The sequence below is a fragment of the Synechocystis sp. PCC 7339 genome (genome assembly GCF_019924095.1).
Taxonomy (GTDB): domain Bacteria; phylum Cyanobacteriota; class Cyanobacteriia; order Cyanobacteriales; family Microcystaceae; genus Synechocystis.
The window spans coordinates 1,201,573-1,219,894 of sequence record NZ_CP063659.1 but is presented as its reverse complement, the minus strand read 5'-3'; the positions used below and the strand labels follow the sequence as shown (position 1 = coordinate 1,219,894).

Here is an 18,322-nt window from a genome sequence, read left to right as displayed (position 1 = left end):
TAGTTGGCCCCCCTCCTCACCATGGCCATTAAAGCTGTATTGTTCGATTTTGACGGCACCATTGCCGATACCCACGATGCCTTTTTTGCCATTATCAATCGTTTGGCGGACGAGTTTGGCTATCCAGCGGTGGACCAGGTGGAATTGGCTCGCCTCAAGCAATTAAGTTCGGCTGAAATTATTAAATACTCCCAGGTTTCCCCCTTTAAAATTCCCTTTATTTTGAAGCGGTTTAAAAAGGAATTGGGCAAGGAAATCAAAGACCTCAAACCCTATGGAGATGTTAAGGAAGTGTTGGCCCTACTCAAGCAAAAGGGTTATGTGCTTGGCATTGTCACTTCTAATTTGGGGGATAATGTGCGGATATTTTTGCGCAACAATGATTTGGAACAAATGTTTGATTTTGTTAAGGCAGGCACCACCCTATTTGGCAAAAACCGTATTATTAATCGGGTGTTGAAGGAGCATAATTTTAAGGCCGATGAAGTAATTTACGTAGGGGATGAAACCAGAGACATCAGCGCCGCCAAGAAAAGTCGGTTAACAATGATTTCCGTGGCTTGGGGATTCAGTCCGCCGGCCATTTTGCAGGAATACGAGCCGGATTTTTTGGTGCATCAGCCCAAGGAACTACTCACGGCGATCGCCGCTTTGGATAACCATCGCTGGTATCCAGTGAACTACCCACGCTGAATCAAAGATTACAGTGTAGGCTTCCTATCCAATAGCCTGCAAAGTAGTAGAAGACTTGCGCCCTTTACTACCTTGTCTTACAGCTAGACAATAGGCGGAATCCCCGGTTCCCGAGGTCAAAATACGCAGTCCTTCATCTCGGATGTTGCGTGCCGTATTTATATCACGGTCATATTTAGCACCACATTTATCGCACTGCCAAAACCTAATATCCAGGGGAAGGTTGTCAACTCTGTTTAGGCAAATATTACAGGTTTTAGAAGATGGGAAGAATCTGTCTATTCAACATAGACCTTTCCTTGCCACTCCGACTTGTATTTCAACATGGTGCAAAATTGACCCCATCCCACTTGTCCAATGGACTTAGCAAGACAATGATTTTGCATCATATTTCGTACAGCTAGGTTTTCCACCACGATGACTTGGCTTTCGTCTACTATCCTGCGCGATAGTTTATGGTGGATCGCTCAATCAAAGATTAGAGCGTGGCACTTCCCGCTACATATTTTTGGTTAAAATCCTAGGAATTGCCCTCGTCCTGAATATTTTGGCTATGCCCAATGAGTTGTTCGATTTACCTCCAGCCCTAGGGCCGGGGGAAAGTAGTCCGCCCCGTCGTTCTTTGCCCCAATGGGTGTTTCAAGAGTCTGTTGATCCGGCCATGCCTTGGTTACTGGTGGTGACAGTGCTGGGCATTGCCTTGGGGTTAGTCTGCCGTTGGCCTTGGTTGGGATTTACTTCGGCGGTGTTAGCCCTGATGTTTTCCTTGCAGGTCATTCTCCCCACCATCAAATCATGGATACAGCACTATCTCACCGTTCAAGAGCGGCGTTCCCTGTTGGGGGGGCTAGGTTTTGTCTTGGCAAGCGGTGCTTTGGCCCATTACCTAGGCCTTTACAGTTCTGTCAAATATTGGCTCAATCAATTTAAATACGACGAATTTGGTTCCTGGGCAGAATGGGTGGGGGCCCTGGGGCAAATTATGATCGCTGTGCTGGCAGTGTACGTTGCTTGGCAACAATATGTCATTTCCAAGGATTTGACTATTCAACAAAATCGCATCACCCAGCAACAGACCATTGACGCCTATTTTCAGGGTATTTCAGACCTAGCTTTGAGCGATCAAGGCATGTTAGAAGATTGGCCCCAGGAACGGGCCTTCGCTGAAGGAAGAACGGCGGCCATTCTGGCCAGTGTGGATTCCGGTGGTAAGGCAAAAATTCTCCGCTTTCTTTCCCAATCCCGCCTACTCACTCCCCTCAAGCGGGACTATTACCTCGGTCGCCCTATTTTTGATGGCATGGGGGGCTACCAAGAAGACCGCATCCACGGCCTAAGGGTAATTAACCTGGGGGTGATGCTGGTGGCGGCGGATTTGGTGGGGCAGGATCTGCGCTGGGTGGATCTGAGTGAGATTTACCTCATCCGGGCTAACCTCAGCCAAGTGGATTTGGTCAAGGCTAATCTATCCAGGGCGGTGCTCTACGAAGCCAACCTTGATGGGGCTGACCTGAAGGGAACTAGGCTATTTTATGGCACTGGGGATAAGGCCAGTCCCCGCAGTCGCAACCATATTCCCAATTACGAAACTGGAGAATATACGGGGGCAGTGGTGGAAAATGCCAACTTCAGTAATACCAAAAATATAAGCGAGGAGCAGAGGTGCTATTGCTGTGCCTGGGGGGGACGTTAACTAGAAAAACTATTCCCGGTGGCTGTGAAGGAATTGAAAATCTTCTCGGTCGTTGAGTGCTCCCTCCGCTAAAGGCGTGGGCTTCCTGCTTGACTGGGTTTGTCTTGACACTCCCCACGGATAAATCTGAGGGTTTTCCCACGCCATGGATCTTGATAAAAAATTAGGTTTGCTGTTGAAATTTGTTGATAAAATTGACCCATCTTCGCCAATTAGCTCTGATTATTTTCCAATAAGTCAACATGTGTATGAAAATAAAAAGTAAGAATGTGTAGGCTAACCAAAAATGGGCATTGCGTCCGATTTCTACCATGGCTTCATTTTCGGGGAAAATATCGGGCAAGGTAATGGAGAAAAATCTCACATTATTAGCTTTAAAGGAATTAGAAAGCAGAAATCCGGAAATTGGCACCACTCCCATAAAGAAATATAAGCTCAGGTGGAGGGTAAAGTTACGCCACCAAGCTGGGGATAATTTGGGGATACGTTTGGTATATTTACGCCACCAAACCTGTAATAAGGTGAAAATTCGCCAGGTCAATAATGCCATGGTTAATATGCCGATGGATTTGTGGAAGTCGTATAGTTCACTGCGTAAAAATTGTCCCCTTTCTAGATTAACCATTAAGATACCAGTACAAAATACAATTAGATAGGCGAGGGCCATCCACCAATGGATTCGCATTAGGGACTTAAATGGGGAATTAAGCCTTAGTTTAGGTTTATCTGTGGTTTGCTGCAATGGTGGTGTATTCATTGTCACCAGGGAAAATGCTAAAAATTTACGGTTAACAATCGTACTTTTTACCGTATTCTATACTTTTTTTGATGTTGACCGGTTAGCCATTGCTGTTGGGCTTTCAGCCAACCAGTTTCTCCTCCGGGTGGATGTTTTTTGTTGGAGCTTTCACTCTTTTACAGACAATTTCATTTATTTGTAACAGGGTTATGGCCGACACATTGTTAAACAAGGTTGCAGAAGCCGTACTTACTGAGACCATATAGAATTAGTCCTCATTTAGGTAATGTTAACAACATTTTTTTAACGTTAATGAGATTAACCGGCGATCGCCCCAGGATGGAGAGTAGTGAAAGCTCCCATGGCACTGGCATAGGTCACAGCCTGACAACTGAGGTGAGCGTCTGTGAATAATTTGTCCCCATGGATTAGGGCTTGGGCTAAAAATCCTGCCACAAAACTGTCTCCCGCCCCGGTGGTATCCCGCACATTGACCCTAAAAGCAGGGACTTCTCCATAGTTTTTGCCTAGGGAATAGGCACAACCCTTGTCCCCAGCGGTGACTAATACCCCCTGGAGGTGGGGAAATTTGTTGTGGATGGTGACCGGATCTTGGTAACCAAACAACCAGACCGCTTCCTCGTCGGTACATTTCAAAATTTGGGCGTGGGTAATCAGAGTGGGAATCAGTTCCTTGGCTTGCGTTTCATCGTCCCAAAAAACTGATCGCCAATTGATATCCAAAAAGATCTTGACCTGGTGTTTTTTTACCAATACCACTAACTGCTTCGTGGCAGTCCGACTGTGGGGATAGGCCAGGGCAATGGTGCCCATCACCACATATTGGGCTGAGGTGAATAAAGATTCAGGAATGGCTTCCCACTGCACCGCTGTGTCGGCAAAATCCCCGGTGTGATATGCCCCAAACCCGGCAAAATGGCGATCGCCGTCCCATGTCCTGGTTACATAAACTAAACGAGTGGGTCTATGGGGATCAATTTGGAGTCCATCAACGTTAACTTGGCATTGTTGTAGAACAGTTTTTAACTCTTGTCCCGCCCTGTCTGCCCCCAAACGACCGATGAAAGCGGTGCTAATCGCCTGTTTAACCAAAGCACAGGCCACATTAGCAGGGGCGCCACCGGCATAATTAGTCCAGGATTTGACTTGCTCCAAAGGCACTCCCAATTGATCTGCCAAACAGTCAAAGAGCATTTCTCCAAAACATACAACCTCGGCCATGGATACTTAACCTGTTCCAAAATTCATTGCTGACTCGATTCCATCCTAGCCTGAGGACTGAAAGAGGTTTCAGTGGTTGGTTTGGCCCAGTCTGACATGGTAATTGATCCCCGAATCTTCTCCATTAAGGCAACAGAACGCCCTTGTTTTGCTAATGTTGGAGGAGTTTTGGCAAATTTTGCCTTGTTTTTAGCCCTAGTTGAATCACCATGGAAGTAAGCCAGAGCAAACCTGACGGATTTTTGCCCCCCCGCTCCCTGCTGATCGGAATGGCGATCGGTGCTGTCATTCTCTTCATTTGTGCCACAGTGCGCCACTGGCTGTTTCAATCCACCGCCCTGGATTTGGGTTTTTTCGACCAAGCTATTTACCTGATCAGTCAGGGGGAATATCCCCGGGTCTCCTTTCGAGGTTTCCATATTTTGGGGGATCACGCCGCTTTTTTGGTTTATCCCATCGCAATTTTTTACAAAATTTATCCTTCTGTTTATTGGTTATTTTTCATTCAGGCGATCGCTTTAGCCTTGGGGGCATGGCCCACTTGGCAATTGGCGAAACAAACAGGCTTAGGGGAAAAAGAGAGTTTAACCATGGCCTTGGTTTATGGCCTATATCCCCTAGTTTTTAATATCAATTTATTTGATTTTCACACTGAAGTAATCGCTGTACCGGCTCTGCTGTGGGCAGTGTGGAGCGCTAGAGCCAATAGGTTGGGAATTTTCTTAACTAGTTTAATCATAATTTTGGCTAGCAAAGCGGTGCTTTCCCTCACCGTATTTATGCTAGGTATTTGGTTGCTAATTTGGGAAAGAAAAAGGTTAATGGGACTCATTACCACTGTAGCGGGCATTGCTTGGTTTATTATTACCACCAAAGGTATTATTCCAGCTTTTAGTGGAGAAGAGGCGGCGGCAGTGGGGCGCTATAGCTTTTTGGGGGATTCCGTTACAGAAATTATTTTAAATTTAATTCTTAAACCCCAAATCGTTTTAGGAATGTTATTTACGCTGGATAATTTATTTTATTTAGTGCTATTAACTGCGCCGATTATTTGGGGCATTTGGGGTAAAGCCTGGGCCATGGCTATCCCGGCTATTCCCGCCCTATTTGTTAACTTAGTCACCGACTATCTTCCTCAAAAGGATTTAATTCATCAATATTCGTTGCCAATTTTGCCATTTCTGCTCCTGGTGGTGATGACCCATTGGTATCGGGGCAGTAGTTGGTTAAAAAAGCCCCGGTGGATTATTCTCTGGACGGTGATCGCCTTTTTAGCTTTGGGAAAATACACCTACTTTTTCGGTAGATATTGGCACCATTGGGGACAGTTGGCTAACCTACAAACAGCAGTGTCCTTGGTGCAATCAGGCGATCGGGTTTTGACTTCTCCCCACCTTGCGGCCCACCTAAGCCATCGACCTGACCTAGAATTAGCCATTGAAGCGGAAGCTCCCTTCGATCTAAGCCGTTTTGATGCGGTGTTATTGCAAACCAACTACGCTGGTTGGGAAAATTCCCAGGGCACGGTGGAAGCCCTAGCCCAACAGGTGGGTCAGGATTCAGCTTTTACGCCAGAATATCAAGAGAATGAGGTGATTATTTACCGACGCGCCCCCTCTATTCCCTAATTTCAGCTTAGGTTTCCCATGGGCAAATTTCCTAATCTCCTACAAAAATACTGGCTTTTGCCCTGCCTTTTACTGGCGGGTTATGGAGGAAACTATTTTAAGCTACATATATTTTTCGGAGTTGATTTTCTTTTTGGTAGCATCGCCACTTTACTGGTGCTTGTTTACTATGGCTTGCCCTGGGGCTTAGTTAGTGCGGCGATCGCCGGCAGTCACACCATATTCATTTGGCGCCATGGCTACGGGATATTAATGATCATGCTTGAAGCCCTAGTAGTGGGCTTGATGTTGCGCCGTCGGCAAACCAATTTAGTCTTAATTAACAGTCTCTTTTGGCTGCTAATTGGCATGCCCTTGGTTTATCTTTTTTACCGTTGGGGTTTAGATATGACCCCAGTTACCACCAGTTTAATTACCCTTAAACAAGCTGCCAATGGCATTTTTAATAGCTTAATTGCCAGTTTTTTGATTACTGGATTTAGTTTATCAAAGCAGAAATTTTCTCCCTTAAGAAGACCAGGTTTTTCTGTTTGTAAAAAGATATCTTTTGAACAAACTTTATTTAATTTTTTGGTAGCATTTATCTTTTTTCCCCTCCTATTTATCACCGTTTTTAATGGTCAAGAAGCTTTTTTGCAAATGGAAAAGCAAACAATTCAAGAATTAACTGCTTTATCCATCCCCATTAAAAATTCCGTTGAAGATTGGTACCAAAGTCATCTAGAAGGAGCAGAAGTTTTTGCCACCAAAGTCTCATCTTTAATAGCAGAAATTAATCAGGGTAATGGGGCACAACTGCCTACTCTTAACCTCATGACCCAGACCATACAAACGGCTTTTGCTGGCTTTAGCAATATTTATGTCGGCGATCGCCAGGGAAAAATTATTACCAGTTCACCGGAGTTGAATCAGGTGGGAGAATCACGATTAGGACTGGTTCAAGCAGAAAAAATAACTGGTTTTTCCAGTCTTCTCAAAACACAAATATCTCGACTACACCGCACCAATGTGAATATAGATCCCCATGTGGCTATCACTATTCCACTAGTGGTTAACAACAGATTAGAGGGATTTGTTAATGCTTCTTTAAACCTGGCTAAAACGAAAGAGCTTTTATCTGCAAATAGGGTTACTAAGGAATTAAATATTACTCTCATCAATGCCCAAAATCAGATTATAGCCAGCACTATTGATGACCTATTACCTTTAGAATTTTATCAGCCTTTTCAGGAAGGAAATCTCCGGAATCTGGCCCCATCAACCTACCATTGGTCTCCGAATAAACCAGTTAATCCTGCTCTCCGCTGGCGTGATTCCTATTACTATCATATTTTGCCCTTGGATAAAATTAATGATTGGCAATTAGTAATTGGCTTGCCTGCTCGACAAAGTATTGAGAAATTACAGATTCAATCAGTACAAAAATTGGGCTTGTTGTTGTTTTTAAGTTTAGTGGGTTTAGTCATTGCCATTCGTGTTAGTAAACGGGTAGCTAATCCATTATTAACTTTGGCTAAAATTACCACTGACATCCCCGCCAAATTAGAACACCAAGGCTTAACCCCCATCGCTCTCCACAGTGAAGTGAGTGAAGTAGCTACTCTTAATGAAAATTTTAATGAAATGCTGATCACGTTACAAAGTCAGTTTAAAACCATCAAGCAAGCTAGGGATAACTTGGAAACGAGAGTGGCAGAAAGAACCAATACCTTAATTATGATTAATAAGCAACTGGCAGAGGAAATCGAAGAACGCCAATGCATTGAAGTTAAGCTGAGAGAAGCAAAGGAAAATGCTGAATTGGCCAACCGTGTTAAGGGTGAATTTTTAGCTAATATTAGCCACGAAATTCGGACACCAATGAATGCTATTCTAGGCTTTTGCGATTTACTTTTACAAAAAGATCTTAGTTTGTCCCAAACAAAAAAATACCTCAATACCATTGGCTCTAGCAGTAAGATTTTGTTAGCACTTATCGATGATATCTTAGACATTTCTAAAATTGAAGCAGGTAAATTAGTAATTGATTTGGAGCCGGTAGATTTAAGGACAATCGTTAGAGAAATCAAACAAATTTTTGATTACAAGGCTGAAAGTAAAGGTTTGCTGTTAATTATCCAAGTGGATGAAAGTCTAAACCAACCTATTTATTTCGATGCGGTACGCCTGCGACAAATTTTATTTAATTTAGTGGGTAATGCCCTTAAGTTTACCGAAGAGGGACAGGTTTTCATTTATATCGGTGTGGAAGACATTCGAGTCCGCTCCCAGGGTACCTACATTTCTTTAGCCATTGAAGTCACTGACACTGGCATTGGCATTGCGCCGGAAGATCAAGCGAAGATTTTTGATGTTTTCACCCAGAGTCAAGGACAGAGCACCCGCAAATATGGAGGCACAGGTTTAGGCTTGACCATTACCAAGCGTTTAACCTCATTGTTGGGGGGAGAAATTAGTCTTTTTAGTCGACCTGGGGAGGGTAGTACTTTCATTTTGCGTTTTCCGACAGTGCGTTTGGTGGAAAATTTGCCCGAGTCCGGTCTTTCCCCTGGCGATGGAGTTAATTCGGATGGGTCGATCGCCTCCAGCAGTGCAAAGGAGAAATTTTTGCCGGCCAGGGCTGGGGACATGGCCCCTGATGATAACAGCTCAATTAACCAAAGCAGATCTGGTCAGCACTCTTCTATGGCAGTGCCCCTAATTGATCAAGCTCGACGGCAACAATTAATTTCCTTGCTAGAACAGGAAGAAACTAACGTTTGGAGCACTTTACGCCACACCCTCGTTTCCCGACAATTAAGAAACTTTGGCGATCGCCTTGCAAGCTGGGGGACGGAATATGGCTGGGAGGATTTAGAGTCCTATGGCCGGGGCATTATCCAGGCATTGGAAGATTTTGATAGCCGTCGATTGGAGCAACTGATGGGTCAATTTCCCCAATATCGAGCTAGCCTGACGGAAATTAATGCTGGAGTGGATAGCCGCCATACTGTGGAGTAGGGGGAAAAGTTAGCATGGAATCACTTTCAATTCTTTGACCATGGCCCAATTTCGTTGGCAATTAATTCCCCCTGTTACCCCCCCCTCCATTTTCGTCGAACAAGTACGTCGCCATTGTGGCCAATCCAGCGGCAAATTTGCGTCCCAGTTGCTATGGCAAAGGGGTATTCAAGCGGCGGATCAGTTGGCCGGGTTTGTGACGCCGGAGCATTACACTCCCACTAGTGCCTGGGAATTTGGCCAGGAAATGAAATGGGCCGTACAACGGTTGGGCCAGGCCATGGAACAGAGGGAAAAGGTAACTATCTGGGGGGATTTCGATGCCGATGGCATTACTTCCACTGCGGTGTTATGGGAAGGATTGGGACAGTTTTTCCCCCAAGCTGACCAGTTGAGTTACACCATTCCTAATCGTTTGCGGGAATCTCACGGGCTCAATCGACCGGGTCTAGAACGTTTAGCGGCCCAGGGCACCAAGCTGATTGTCACCTGTGACACCGGCAGTACCAACTTGGCAGAAATTCTCTATGCTCGGCAGTTGGGCATGGATGTGATTGTCACTGACCACCACACATTGCCAGACGATCGCCCGGAGGTGGTGGCGATTATTAACCCCCGTTACTTTGCCGATGACCATCCCCTGTTTAACCTTTCCGGGGTTGCAGTGGCTTTCAAATTGGTGGAAGCTCTTTATGACCATTACCCCACAGTGCCCCAACAACCTTTGGAAAAGTTACTGGATTTAGTGGCGATCGGTTTGATTGCCGATTTAGTCACCCTGAAGGGGGATTGCCGTTACCTGGCCCAGCGGGGCATTGCCCAACTTCGTACCCAAAAAGATCCAAGCACCGCCACCCGCCCTGGTATCCATGCGTTGCTTAACCTTTGCAACCGTAACGGCGATCGGCCCACGGATATTGGTTTTGGTATTGGCCCCCGCATTAACGCCATTAGTCGCATTAAAGGGGATGCTAGCTTTGGGGTGGAATTGCTCACCAGCGGAGATCCACAAATTTGCAATCAATTGGCCGCGGAAACGGAAACCCTCAACAGTAGACGCAAGGGACTGCAGAAATCCGTCATCACCGAAATTGACCAACGGCTCCAAAATATTGACCTGTCCACCACCGGGGTAGTAGTACTCACCGATCCCCAATGGCCTACGGGGGTTTTAGGCCTAGCCGCCAGCCATGTTGCCCAAACCTGTGGCCGTCCGGCCATTTTGCTCAACACCCAAGATGGGGAAATTGCCAAGGGTTCAGCCCGTTCTGTGGCCAACATTGACCTCTATGCCCTACTGCACAGTCAACGACATTTAATGTTGGGCTTTGGGGGTCATCCCTTTGCCGCTGGCTTGAGCTTACCGCTGGATAAATTGCCGTTGTTCACGGAAGCAGTTAATCAACAGTTTTGGCAAAGCTATGGAGCCCAAATTAGTTTAGATCCCATTTTGTCAGTGGACCTCCAGGTCACAGTGGCAGATTTAGGACAGGACCTATTCCGGGAATTTAATTTGCTGGAACCCTATGGCATGGGCAATCCCGCCCCCCAACTACTACTAGAAAAAGTACAAGTCGAGCGGCCCAGCTTTCGCAACATCAAAGACCGCACCGGCAATAAGGTGTCCTATCTCAAAACTAATTTTTGGCTGACGGAATATCCACCTCAAACCGATGGCGATGGTCAAATCATTCAATGCCCTGGGGTCTGGTGGGGTCACCATCCCGATGAACTGCCCCAAAATGAACCGTTAGATTTGGTGGTGGAATTGGACTTTAACACCTACGATCGGCGTTATGAAGTGCGTCTGATCGATTTTCGTTTACATCAACCCCAAGGGATTACCCCTAGCCAAACTAGTTCTAATTTAATTGACCGCCGTTCCCCCCATTGCCCAGACAATGGTCTTTCTCCCCAAGGTCATGTTCTCCGTACCTGTCCCAGTAGTTGGTCAGAATTACGCCGGGCTTACCAACACGCGATCGCCGCCCAACAACCCCTAGTGCTGGCCTATCATTTTCTACCCCAATGTCCCACTGCCTTAGTGGCCCAGTTAGAAGAACAATGGCATGGACGAAAAACAGCCGAACTTTCTCCCCTCAGCTTGCAAAAACAATGGGATTTTAGCCATGGCTTAGCTAGTCAAATTCTGATTCTGATCAAGGAGCACAGCCCAGCGTTAACCCCCGGCAGTGCCTGGCCGAAAGCTTTGGTCCGGCAAATTGAAACTTTAATTGCAGAAGAACAATTCCAAAAACAATATTTCAGCCAAGTGTCCCTCACCCCCGAACTTTTGGCCACCGTACCCGACAGCCCATAAAAATTATTTTGCCATGCTGTGAATTTAGTGTATAGTTGTTAACTGTCCGTTGAAGAAACAGACAAGGCTTGGTAGCTCAGTTGGTTAGAGCAGGGGACTCATAAGCCCAAGGTCGGCGGTTCAAATCCGCCCCGAGCCATTTTTATGTTGCAAACTTTAAGCCCAAAACCTTTAACCCGCTTGGTTTTCGGGATTATTACGCTTTGTAAATCTAAATAAACCTTCGGAAATGTTGGTAAATGTAAGTAAATGTGAGTATGATTTTAGTCCGTATTTAGTCCATGAGAATTGAGACGGCCAACGCTAAGTTAAAGACCGGGGGGGTTCACCTTCAACTGGAGGATCGGGGCGGTTGGTTGTCTGTCCGGGGAATGTTCCCTTTACGGGATGCCCCGGGGAAAAAACAGCAACGGATCGCCCTGGGGATTTCCACTACTCCGGGGGGAATTGACCGGGCCTTTGCCCTTTGCCTGGAAATTAGGGCGGCCCTGGATTGCGATCGCTTCCGTTGGGCTGACTGGCTCCCTGACCATGCCCCAGAAAAATCTACCTTTGGGGATTGGATCGAGGCTTTGGGGGCGGATTACTTAGCCAAGGGGGGCAAGCAAAAAACTTGGGAGAAGGAATATTTGGGGAAATGCTTTAACAAGGTGGATTGGGCGGCCCCGTTGGATGGGGAAGTGTTGAAAGAAATTGTCATCGCTTCCCCGGCGGATTCTCGCACCCGGCGGCGGTTAGTGGGGGCTTATGCTCAATTGCTCAAGTTTGCGGGGTTGCCTGATTGCGTTTCGGAATATCGGGGCAAGTATTCACCGCTGACCCCGGTTAACCCAAGGAATTTGCCCCCTGATTCCCTGCTATTGGATTTTTGGGCGGGGTTGGATGCTGACCCCTGGGGGACGGTGGCAGGGCTGATGATTGTCTATGGTCTGCGAAATTATGAATGTTTTTGCTGTGATCTAATTGACTACCCAACCCTATACGTTGACCGGGGCAAAACTGACCGGGAAAGGTTTGTTTTTCCTTTGTTACCCCAATGGGCGGAAAGGTTAGATCCATCCCTGCCTTTGCCCGATTGCCACGGAGACAATGAAGCTTTGGGAAGTCGCGTCACCCATGCCTTTAAGCGATTGGGGTTAACCGTTGCCCCCTACAATATCCGCCATTGTTGGGCGCGGCGGGCTTTTGAACAAGGTTTGGCCACCGACCTGGCCGCCGCCCTGATGGGCCATGGGGAGGAAGTACACAGAAAAACCTATCAGCGTTGGATCGAGAAACAATCCTTTTCTGATAGGTTCTATGGGAGTCTTAAGGGTTAGTTAGCCAGTAGCCTGGCCACAAATTCTGCCACAGTTCCCAAGACGGGGCTAAGAACAACAACAGAAGCGGCGGCGATGATAATAGTCCGTGATGTTTGCTCTTGTTTGTTGACTAGCTGGAAGAAGCGATCATCCCGGCGTTTGACTTCCTCAATTTGATCTAAACAAATATTGTCGTTGTTAATCATAAGGTTTATCTCCGAGTAAAGGGGGATTGCTCTGTTGATTATTTAGGGATTGGGAAAAAATCCAAACTTGACGATCGCGCTAATCATGACGGAAAAAATAATGCCAATCAAAGCCCAGATTTGGGCCCTTTGACTGCCTTTCAATTCCCTGACATCTTCTTTGATGTTGGCAACTTCTGTTTCTAGTCTTGGCAGTGCTTCTAGCTTTTGCTCTATTCGGTCTAGCCTTGCGTCAATCTTGGCTAGAACGTCTTTTAAGTCAGTTTCGATGGTAGGCATAGGGTTTGGCTCCTTTGGTGGGGGGACTAGCCCCCCTGGGTAAATTTTAAGCGGTCAGAATAGCTTTAACAATGACAAAGCGATCCATTTCATGGGGGGCAAATTCTTCTGCATAACTGGTTTGAGGATTCCATTGCCCCACATCGTCGCATTCAAACATGATGAAGTAACCATCATCGGTTTTTCCTCCACAACGCCAAAGGTTCCAATCTTCATCCTGATAAATGGCTGGGTCAGGATTTTCTAAAGGGATAAATTTCATGACAAAGCCCCCTGGGTTTCCAGGGGGGATTAGGTTTAATCGTTTAAGCGGTTACAGCGGCGGAAATGTCGTTTTGGTTGGCGATCATTGCATCTAGGTCGGTGTAAATTTCCCAACCTAGGGCAGTAATAATTTCTTGATCGGCTTGGACTAGCCAGGAAAAACGCCAGGGCACGATTTTTAGGTGCTTTTCAACGTTGACGTAGCCTTCTTTGTGAAGCTTGCGCTTGACCAGGTTATAGGTATCAAGGGCGAGATCGGAATGGGTAGCGATGGAAATGGTAATCATGGGAAAATTAGGTTAGTAAGTGAGTGGCCCCCTGGTTTGGGGGCTTTGTTTTGTTTACTGGATCATTTTGAGGAGTTGAGCCAATTTCTGTGGGTCAACGTCTTTCAAGACTTCATTCAAGTCAACCCCGTTAGGTTGCTCAACGGTCTTTGCCTCAGTGGTGATGGTGTCTGGCAATTCATCGATAATTGCCTTCAACCCTTCCTTGGTGATTTGACCGGATTCAAATAAGCGAGTAGCTTGAACCACTAGCTTTTTGGTGTTGTCATCAAACCGCTGTTCTTTCTCCCACTGATCCATCTTGCGAATAAAGTAATCAGCGGCTTCTACTCCGGCAATGCAGGCTCCCAATATTTCCATTGGGCTACCCTTTGGGGCACTGGAGAGCATTCCTAGAATGTCAGCGGCGTTGGCAATGCCATGACCTGGTCGTTTAGATGGGAACATCCTTTACTCCTGTATTTAGTTGGTTAGGTGCTATGGGTTATTAACCCATGAATCTAATATAACCCATAATTAACCCATTGCAATATGGGTTAAGGTTATTTTTATCCATGAATCACCCATGAGTCATAGATGATTGACTATGGGTTAAAACTATATGATTATGGGTTAAGATATGATTGCCCATAAACAACCCATAAGAAGATGGCTAAATACTCAAACACAATTTATTTTTCGCTTGATAAAGAAGCCAGGGAAAGGCTCGAAAGTTATTCTTCTGATGGTGAATCTTTAGGTCTAACAGCCAAGAGACTAATCCTTGACATAATTGGAGGCGATCGCCAATCATCCCCAATGTCCCCCGACCTAGACGATCGCCTATCGGAGCTATCAGATCGCCTAACCAGCCTTGAGAAAAGGCTCATTCTTACTGAGGACGGGGAAAAACGCGATCGCCTAGAGAAAATAGAAAAACATCTTGATTGGGCTAAGCGGGAAATTTTAGATCACCGGGAAAAATTAAAAGACCTTGAACATCAAGCCCATTGGGGAGGGGACAAGCCCCCAGAAACCACCATCATGATCCAGAAACAGCCATTGCCCCCAACCATGGAAATTATGCGTACCCATGAGGAAGCCGCCAACGATTGGGGAAAATCACTGGCGACCGTGAGGCGTTGGGCCAAAGACCCGGATAAGTGGCCCGAGGGGTGGTTATGGGATGGGGATAGAAATTTTTGGGTTAAGGAGGTTTAACCATATGGGCATTTTTCTAGTTACGCTTTTTTCCCTTTGGATCTTTATCGAGGCTCGGGCCTGGCATATCCGCACCTTGAACCGGCAAAGGCGATTGTTTGGGCAACCGGAAAAAACCCACCTTTCCGCCATCTGGTACAAAGACAGTATCCGGTTTTAATTTTCTCGACTGCTCAAAATCCCCATCACTACCAGATAGGCCAAGCCCAAACCCAGGGCAATTTGGAGGGAATAGGGGGCGGCCTGATACCTATACCACCGGGAAAAGGTTTCCAATGTTCTCAGAGCAAAGAGCATGGCCCAGTTCAGTCCCAAAAGGATCAGGTAAATGCATGCCACTACCCCCACTGTCTGGACAAATAGGTTACGTAACATTAGCTGGCTTTCCTCTCTGTAATTTCGGGGAACTCCATGATCACATCCTCCCAAGAAAGTCCCGCCTCATGGAGAAGTTTGGACAGAACCGCAAATTTGATCAGCCAATCTGGAGTCTCCAAACCTCGCTCAATGCTGGATAGACGGCCCCTTGATGTTTCTAGGCGGGCCGCCAATTGCTCTTGGCTTAATCCAATCCTTTGGCGAATAGATTTAATCACCTTGTTATTTACGGCTTGATTTTTCTCACCGTCCATCTTACTCTTAGATTGTACCGCCACGGTACATTCCTCCTTAGTTTGCTCTTTGGGGGATGTTAGCCAAAGGCAGTTAGGGTAAGTTTTCCACGCTCTCCCTATCTGCCCCACGGCTAGCAAAAACAGCACTTATTGCTAAGTGGATAATCCTATTTTATCCGTTCCGGCAAGGGTGTCTATAAACCACAACATTGAAACAATGGCCACCACCGGGACGCTAAGGGCAAGGTTATACGAGCGCATAAGTCAGTACCAAGACTTACACGATCAAGTTGTGGCTTTGCGACGGCTTACCAAGAGCTATCGCAACAGCAAATCAGAAGCTTTATTAAAACTAATTGAAATGAAGGAGGAGAAAATTGATCAGATTCTCGTACTTCTGGATGAATAGACACAAAAAAAGAGGGGGGACCACAACCCTCTCTTTTTGCAATTTAAGGAGCACAAAACGTTCTAACGAGATGACATCATGGTAGCACATATTAACGACTATCGCAACCGCCAAAGCCTTTCCCTGCCAGCGATTGAACCCTGCTCAATTGAAGCCGAAGAAGCCGTTTTAGGTAGTCTATTATTAGACCCATCTGCCTATTCAGTGGTGGAAAATATTTTGGGTGGGGAAATGTTTTACGTTTCCGCCCATGCCGAAATTTATCGGACAATTCAGCGTCTTAATAAGACTGGGGAACCAGCGGATCTGCTCCATGTTTCGTGCAGTTTGCAAGACAGAAATAAGCTGGATAGCGTGGGGGGAATGGTCAAGCTCACGCACTTGCTAAGCAGTACCATTTCCGCAGGCAATATAGACCGTTTTGCCAAGCTCATAATTGACAAATGGGCCCGCCGCCAAATGATTCATGCAGGGCGGGATCTGGCCGATATTAGCCGTGACCAAACTTGGGAAACTGATTCCCTCTTTGAATTTGTCGATCGCTTCTATGACCGGGTACGGAGCCTCAAGGAAGCCTTTGGAGCAGAAGACAAGCAGGCAATCGCCTATAACCGCCTAGTCGAGCAGATAAAACAAATTGAGCAGAATGAGCTAGACCCAGGGTTAAGAACCTACAAATTAGCCGAATTAGCCAGAAAAACAGGGACAAGCACCAAATTCTTGTCCGGTCTTTACCTGAAATACCTTTCCAGCTTTGAAATTGAGCCAAGCATGACCTTGTCCGAGATGAAGGCCAAATACGGAACCACCACTCAAGAGTGGATGCTTCACGGATTTGGCCCCGCTGGCTCCGTCGTCTTGCTCCATGCTCATGGTGGGGTAGGAAAAACAAGGCTTATTTACGATTGGATCTATGCCATGGCCACCGGCCAAGCCTGGGAAGGCCACCACGTCACCGCCGATCACCGACGGGTACTCATGGTACAGACCGACGAATCCCAGGGCGATACCTTGACGGCCCTCGATCAGCGGGGATTTACCGACGATATGCCCATTAAGATCATGACCCGTTGGACAGCAGATCACATGGCGGGGTTAAGGAAAGAAATCGAAGCATTCCGCCCCGAGGTCATCTTGATTGACAGCTTGACCAGCATCAACCGCAATTCAATGTTCAGCGAGAACGATACCGAGTACGCCCGCCCGGTGCTTGAGCTAAGGGATTTGGCCCAAGAATTTGGTTGCTTGATCTATTTGGTTCACCACTCCAATAGCCAAAATGGTAGCCGGGGAACCAAGGCGATCACCGCCAGCGTTTCTCACGTCTTCAGCCTGCACCGCCCATCAGAAGGGGCCAGCTCCACTAACCCCAATCGAATTTTGTGTGTGGATAAGAGTCGATGCCGTGCCCCTGGGGAATATGAATTGGTATTCAATCCAGAAACCGGCGGTTGGACATTCAACGGCGAGAAGGCCAGGGATGGGGAAACACCTTCTGACGATGGCAGTGGGCCGGTAAAAGAGCAGATCTTGGCCTTCCTAACAGAGAACCGCAATGTCAGGTATGAATCTTCCGAGCTAGTCGAGATTGTCGGGGGACATAAGGCAACTATCAACCGGGCCCTAAGCAGTCTTTCTAACGCAGGGTTGATCAGTCGGGCCAAGGTGGCCACTAACCAACGGGGTAAGCCCCCAACGGTTTATTGGGTGGCCTGGAATAAGGCGCATGAAGGAATAAGACGCACTCCAGAAAACGATGCGCCAAATTATGCGCCAAATTCTAAGCCAGACAGCGTAAGGGTTTCAGAGGTCGATGCGCCAAATTCGCAAAAAAAAGCAAATTTAGACGCGCCAAATTCCGAAAGTTTTTGCAAAACGAGTGCGCCAAATGCGCCAAATACCACGGGGCAAGGGTTTGAATTTGGCGCATCCCCCCAAAATGAATTAGACGCACCCCCCAAAATCACGATCAACGCTGATCCAAATCCCCCGGTCGGACATTTCAGCCAATCCCAACTGGAAGACATGATTTATTACGAGATGGATCGGTTGGGGTGGACTACCCCCCAAGTTCAGGCAGTGGCCCACCGGGTAGCGGGGAACTATATCGAGTCCCTTGACCCAGGGCAGATAATGAACGTGATTTATGCACTCAGGAAAGAGGATTAACCATGAAAAAACGTTATTACCTGCACGGCGATCAAGTTGAAGGCAATCCAGAAGAATTTTATTGTGCTTCCTGTGACCTCTTTGTCGATCGCCCCCATTTTGACCAGCACGACAACCAACCAAACCGATTAAACAACTTCCAAAAATATCTCAACACCTTAAAAAGCTGGAAAGTAATCAAAAAACGCACCAAAACCTACCAGCGACCGAAAAATCCACCAAATTTATTTGATTAGCTTGCCCATGACCAGGAAATATACCAAGCGAGTCTGGACATC

The 18,322-nt window shown here is 46.7% G+C and carries 22 protein-coding genes and 1 tRNA gene; 12 read left to right on the top strand and 11 right to left on the bottom strand.

Annotation, left to right across the window (positions count from 1 at the left end; all coding sequences use genetic code 11):
- Window positions 1-21 precede the first annotated feature (21 nt).
- Window positions 22-693: an HAD-IA family hydrolase gene (locus IQE94_RS05690; RefSeq protein WP_223342892.1), complete on the top strand. Its 672-nt coding sequence runs from the start codon at window positions 22-24 to the stop codon at window positions 691-693.
- 24 nt (window positions 694-717) lie between these two features.
- On the opposite strand, the gene IQE94_RS05685 is transcribed toward IQE94_RS05690, so the two are convergent.
- Window positions 718-939, bottom strand: coding sequence for a zinc ribbon domain-containing protein (locus tag IQE94_RS05685; protein WP_304650930.1), 222 nt, complete (start codon window positions 937-939; stop codon window positions 718-720).
- Between the two features lie 32 nt (window positions 940-971).
- Window positions 972-1,106: a hypothetical protein gene (locus tag IQE94_RS05680; protein WP_249214041.1), complete on the bottom strand. Its 135-nt coding sequence runs from the start codon at window positions 1,104-1,106 to the stop codon at window positions 972-974.
- Window positions 1,107-1,201: 95 nt separating this feature from the next.
- Here IQE94_RS05680 and IQE94_RS05675 point away from each other — a divergent pair, with 95 nt between their 5' ends.
- Window positions 1,202-2,386 (top strand): pentapeptide repeat-containing protein, encoded by a 1,185-nt coding sequence (locus IQE94_RS05675; RefSeq protein WP_255611371.1) that lies wholly within the window; start codon window positions 1,202-1,204, stop codon window positions 2,384-2,386.
- 163 nt (window positions 2,387-2,549) lie between these two features.
- Here the strand turns inward: IQE94_RS05675 and IQE94_RS05670 are convergent, their stop codons facing one another.
- Window positions 2,550-3,071 (bottom strand): cytochrome b, encoded by a 522-nt coding sequence (locus IQE94_RS05670; protein ID WP_223342891.1) that lies wholly within the window; start codon window positions 3,069-3,071, stop codon window positions 2,550-2,552.
- A gap of 372 nt (window positions 3,072-3,443) precedes the next feature.
- On the bottom strand, window positions 3,444-4,367 hold the full coding sequence (locus IQE94_RS05665; protein ID WP_212716719.1) for a carbohydrate kinase: 924 nt from the start codon (window positions 4,365-4,367) through the stop codon (window positions 3,444-3,446).
- Between the two features lie 209 nt (window positions 4,368-4,576).
- Between IQE94_RS05665 and IQE94_RS05660 the strand changes: the two genes are divergently transcribed.
- The 5 genes from IQE94_RS05660 (at window position 4,577) to IQE94_RS05640 (ending at window position 12,634) form a co-directional block, all read left to right on the top strand.
- Complete coding sequence (locus tag IQE94_RS05660) at window positions 4,577-5,995, top strand: DUF2079 domain-containing protein (protein ID WP_212716717.1); 1,419 nt, start codon at window positions 4,577-4,579, stop codon at window positions 5,993-5,995.
- A gap of 18 nt (window positions 5,996-6,013) precedes the next feature.
- Window positions 6,014-8,995 (top strand): ATP-binding protein, encoded by a 2,982-nt coding sequence (locus IQE94_RS05655; RefSeq protein WP_212716715.1) that lies wholly within the window; start codon window positions 6,014-6,016, stop codon window positions 8,993-8,995.
- A 40-nt stretch (window positions 8,996-9,035) separates the two neighbouring features.
- The gene (recJ, locus tag IQE94_RS05650; protein WP_212716713.1) at window positions 9,036-11,315 is read left to right on the top strand and encodes a single-stranded-DNA-specific exonuclease RecJ; all 2,280 of its coding nucleotides are present in this window, start codon (window positions 9,036-9,038) and stop codon (window positions 11,313-11,315) included.
- Window positions 11,316-11,380: 65 nt separating this feature from the next.
- Window positions 11,381-11,454: transfer RNA gene (locus IQE94_RS05645), tRNA-Met, on the top strand.
- A gap of 142 nt (window positions 11,455-11,596) precedes the next feature.
- Window positions 11,597-12,634, top strand: a complete 1,038-nt coding sequence (locus tag IQE94_RS05640) for a hypothetical protein (RefSeq protein WP_223342890.1) — start codon at window positions 11,597-11,599, stop codon at window positions 12,632-12,634.
- On the opposite strand, the gene IQE94_RS05635 is transcribed toward IQE94_RS05640, so the two are convergent.
- Genes IQE94_RS05635 through IQE94_RS05615 form a run of 5 tightly spaced genes read right to left on the bottom strand, consistent with a single transcriptional unit; the run spans window position 12,631 to window position 14,099 of the window.
- A complete protein-coding gene (locus IQE94_RS05635; protein ID WP_223342889.1) occupies window positions 12,631-12,822 on the bottom strand; it encodes a hypothetical protein in 192 nt (63 codons plus the stop codon). The two genes, IQE94_RS05640 and IQE94_RS05635, sit on opposite strands and share 4 nt — an antisense overlap.
- Window positions 12,823-12,864: 42 nt before the next feature.
- Window positions 12,865-13,101 carry a hemolysin XhlA family protein gene (locus IQE94_RS05630; RefSeq protein WP_223342888.1) on the bottom strand — a complete coding sequence of 79 codons (237 nt, stop codon included), beginning with the start codon at window positions 13,099-13,101 and terminating at the stop codon, window positions 12,865-12,867.
- A 46-nt stretch (window positions 13,102-13,147) separates the two neighbouring features.
- Window positions 13,148-13,363, bottom strand: a complete 216-nt coding sequence (locus tag IQE94_RS05625) for a hypothetical protein (protein ID WP_162327834.1) — start codon at window positions 13,361-13,363, stop codon at window positions 13,148-13,150.
- A gap of 43 nt (window positions 13,364-13,406) precedes the next feature.
- Complete coding sequence (locus IQE94_RS05620) at window positions 13,407-13,652, bottom strand: hypothetical protein (protein WP_223342887.1); 246 nt, start codon at window positions 13,650-13,652, stop codon at window positions 13,407-13,409.
- A gap of 54 nt (window positions 13,653-13,706) precedes the next feature.
- Window positions 13,707-14,099, bottom strand: coding sequence for a hypothetical protein (locus tag IQE94_RS05615; RefSeq protein ID WP_223342886.1), 393 nt, complete (start codon window positions 14,097-14,099; stop codon window positions 13,707-13,709).
- A gap of 201 nt (window positions 14,100-14,300) precedes the next feature.
- Between IQE94_RS05615 and IQE94_RS05610 the strand changes: the two genes are divergently transcribed.
- Window positions 14,301-14,852: a hypothetical protein gene (locus IQE94_RS05610; protein ID WP_223342885.1), complete on the top strand. Its 552-nt coding sequence runs from the start codon at window positions 14,301-14,303 to the stop codon at window positions 14,850-14,852.
- A gap of 4 nt (window positions 14,853-14,856) precedes the next feature.
- Window positions 14,857-15,012: a hypothetical protein gene (locus tag IQE94_RS05605; protein WP_223342884.1), complete on the top strand. Its 156-nt coding sequence runs from the start codon at window positions 14,857-14,859 to the stop codon at window positions 15,010-15,012.
- Here the strand turns inward: IQE94_RS05605 and IQE94_RS05600 are convergent.
- Both IQE94_RS05600 and IQE94_RS05595 read right to left on the bottom strand, forming a co-directional pair.
- Window positions 15,009-15,227, bottom strand: a complete 219-nt coding sequence (locus IQE94_RS05600) for a hypothetical protein (RefSeq protein WP_223342883.1) — start codon at window positions 15,225-15,227, stop codon at window positions 15,009-15,011. The two genes, IQE94_RS05605 and IQE94_RS05600, sit on opposite strands and share 4 nt — an antisense overlap.
- Window positions 15,227-15,508 (bottom strand): helix-turn-helix domain-containing protein, encoded by a 282-nt coding sequence (locus IQE94_RS05595; RefSeq protein WP_223342882.1) that lies wholly within the window; start codon window positions 15,506-15,508, stop codon window positions 15,227-15,229. The genes IQE94_RS05600 and IQE94_RS05595 overlap by 1 nt, the downstream gene beginning before the upstream one ends.
- Window positions 15,509-15,683: 175 nt before the next feature.
- Between IQE94_RS05595 and IQE94_RS05590 the strand changes: the two genes are divergently transcribed.
- The 3 genes from IQE94_RS05590 (at window position 15,684) to IQE94_RS05580 (ending at window position 18,280) form a co-directional block, all read left to right on the top strand.
- Entirely contained in the window at window positions 15,684-15,875 is a 192-nt protein-coding gene (locus tag IQE94_RS05590) for a hypothetical protein (RefSeq protein WP_223342881.1), read from the top strand.
- A 78-nt stretch (window positions 15,876-15,953) separates the two neighbouring features.
- Window positions 15,954-18,044, top strand: coding sequence for a DnaB-like helicase N-terminal domain-containing protein (locus IQE94_RS05585; protein ID WP_223342880.1), 2,091 nt, complete (start codon window positions 15,954-15,956; stop codon window positions 18,042-18,044).
- Between the two features lie 2 nt (window positions 18,045-18,046).
- Window positions 18,047-18,280, top strand: coding sequence for a hypothetical protein (locus IQE94_RS05580; protein ID WP_223342879.1), 234 nt, complete (start codon window positions 18,047-18,049; stop codon window positions 18,278-18,280).
- Window positions 18,281-18,322: the final 42 nt, after the last annotated feature.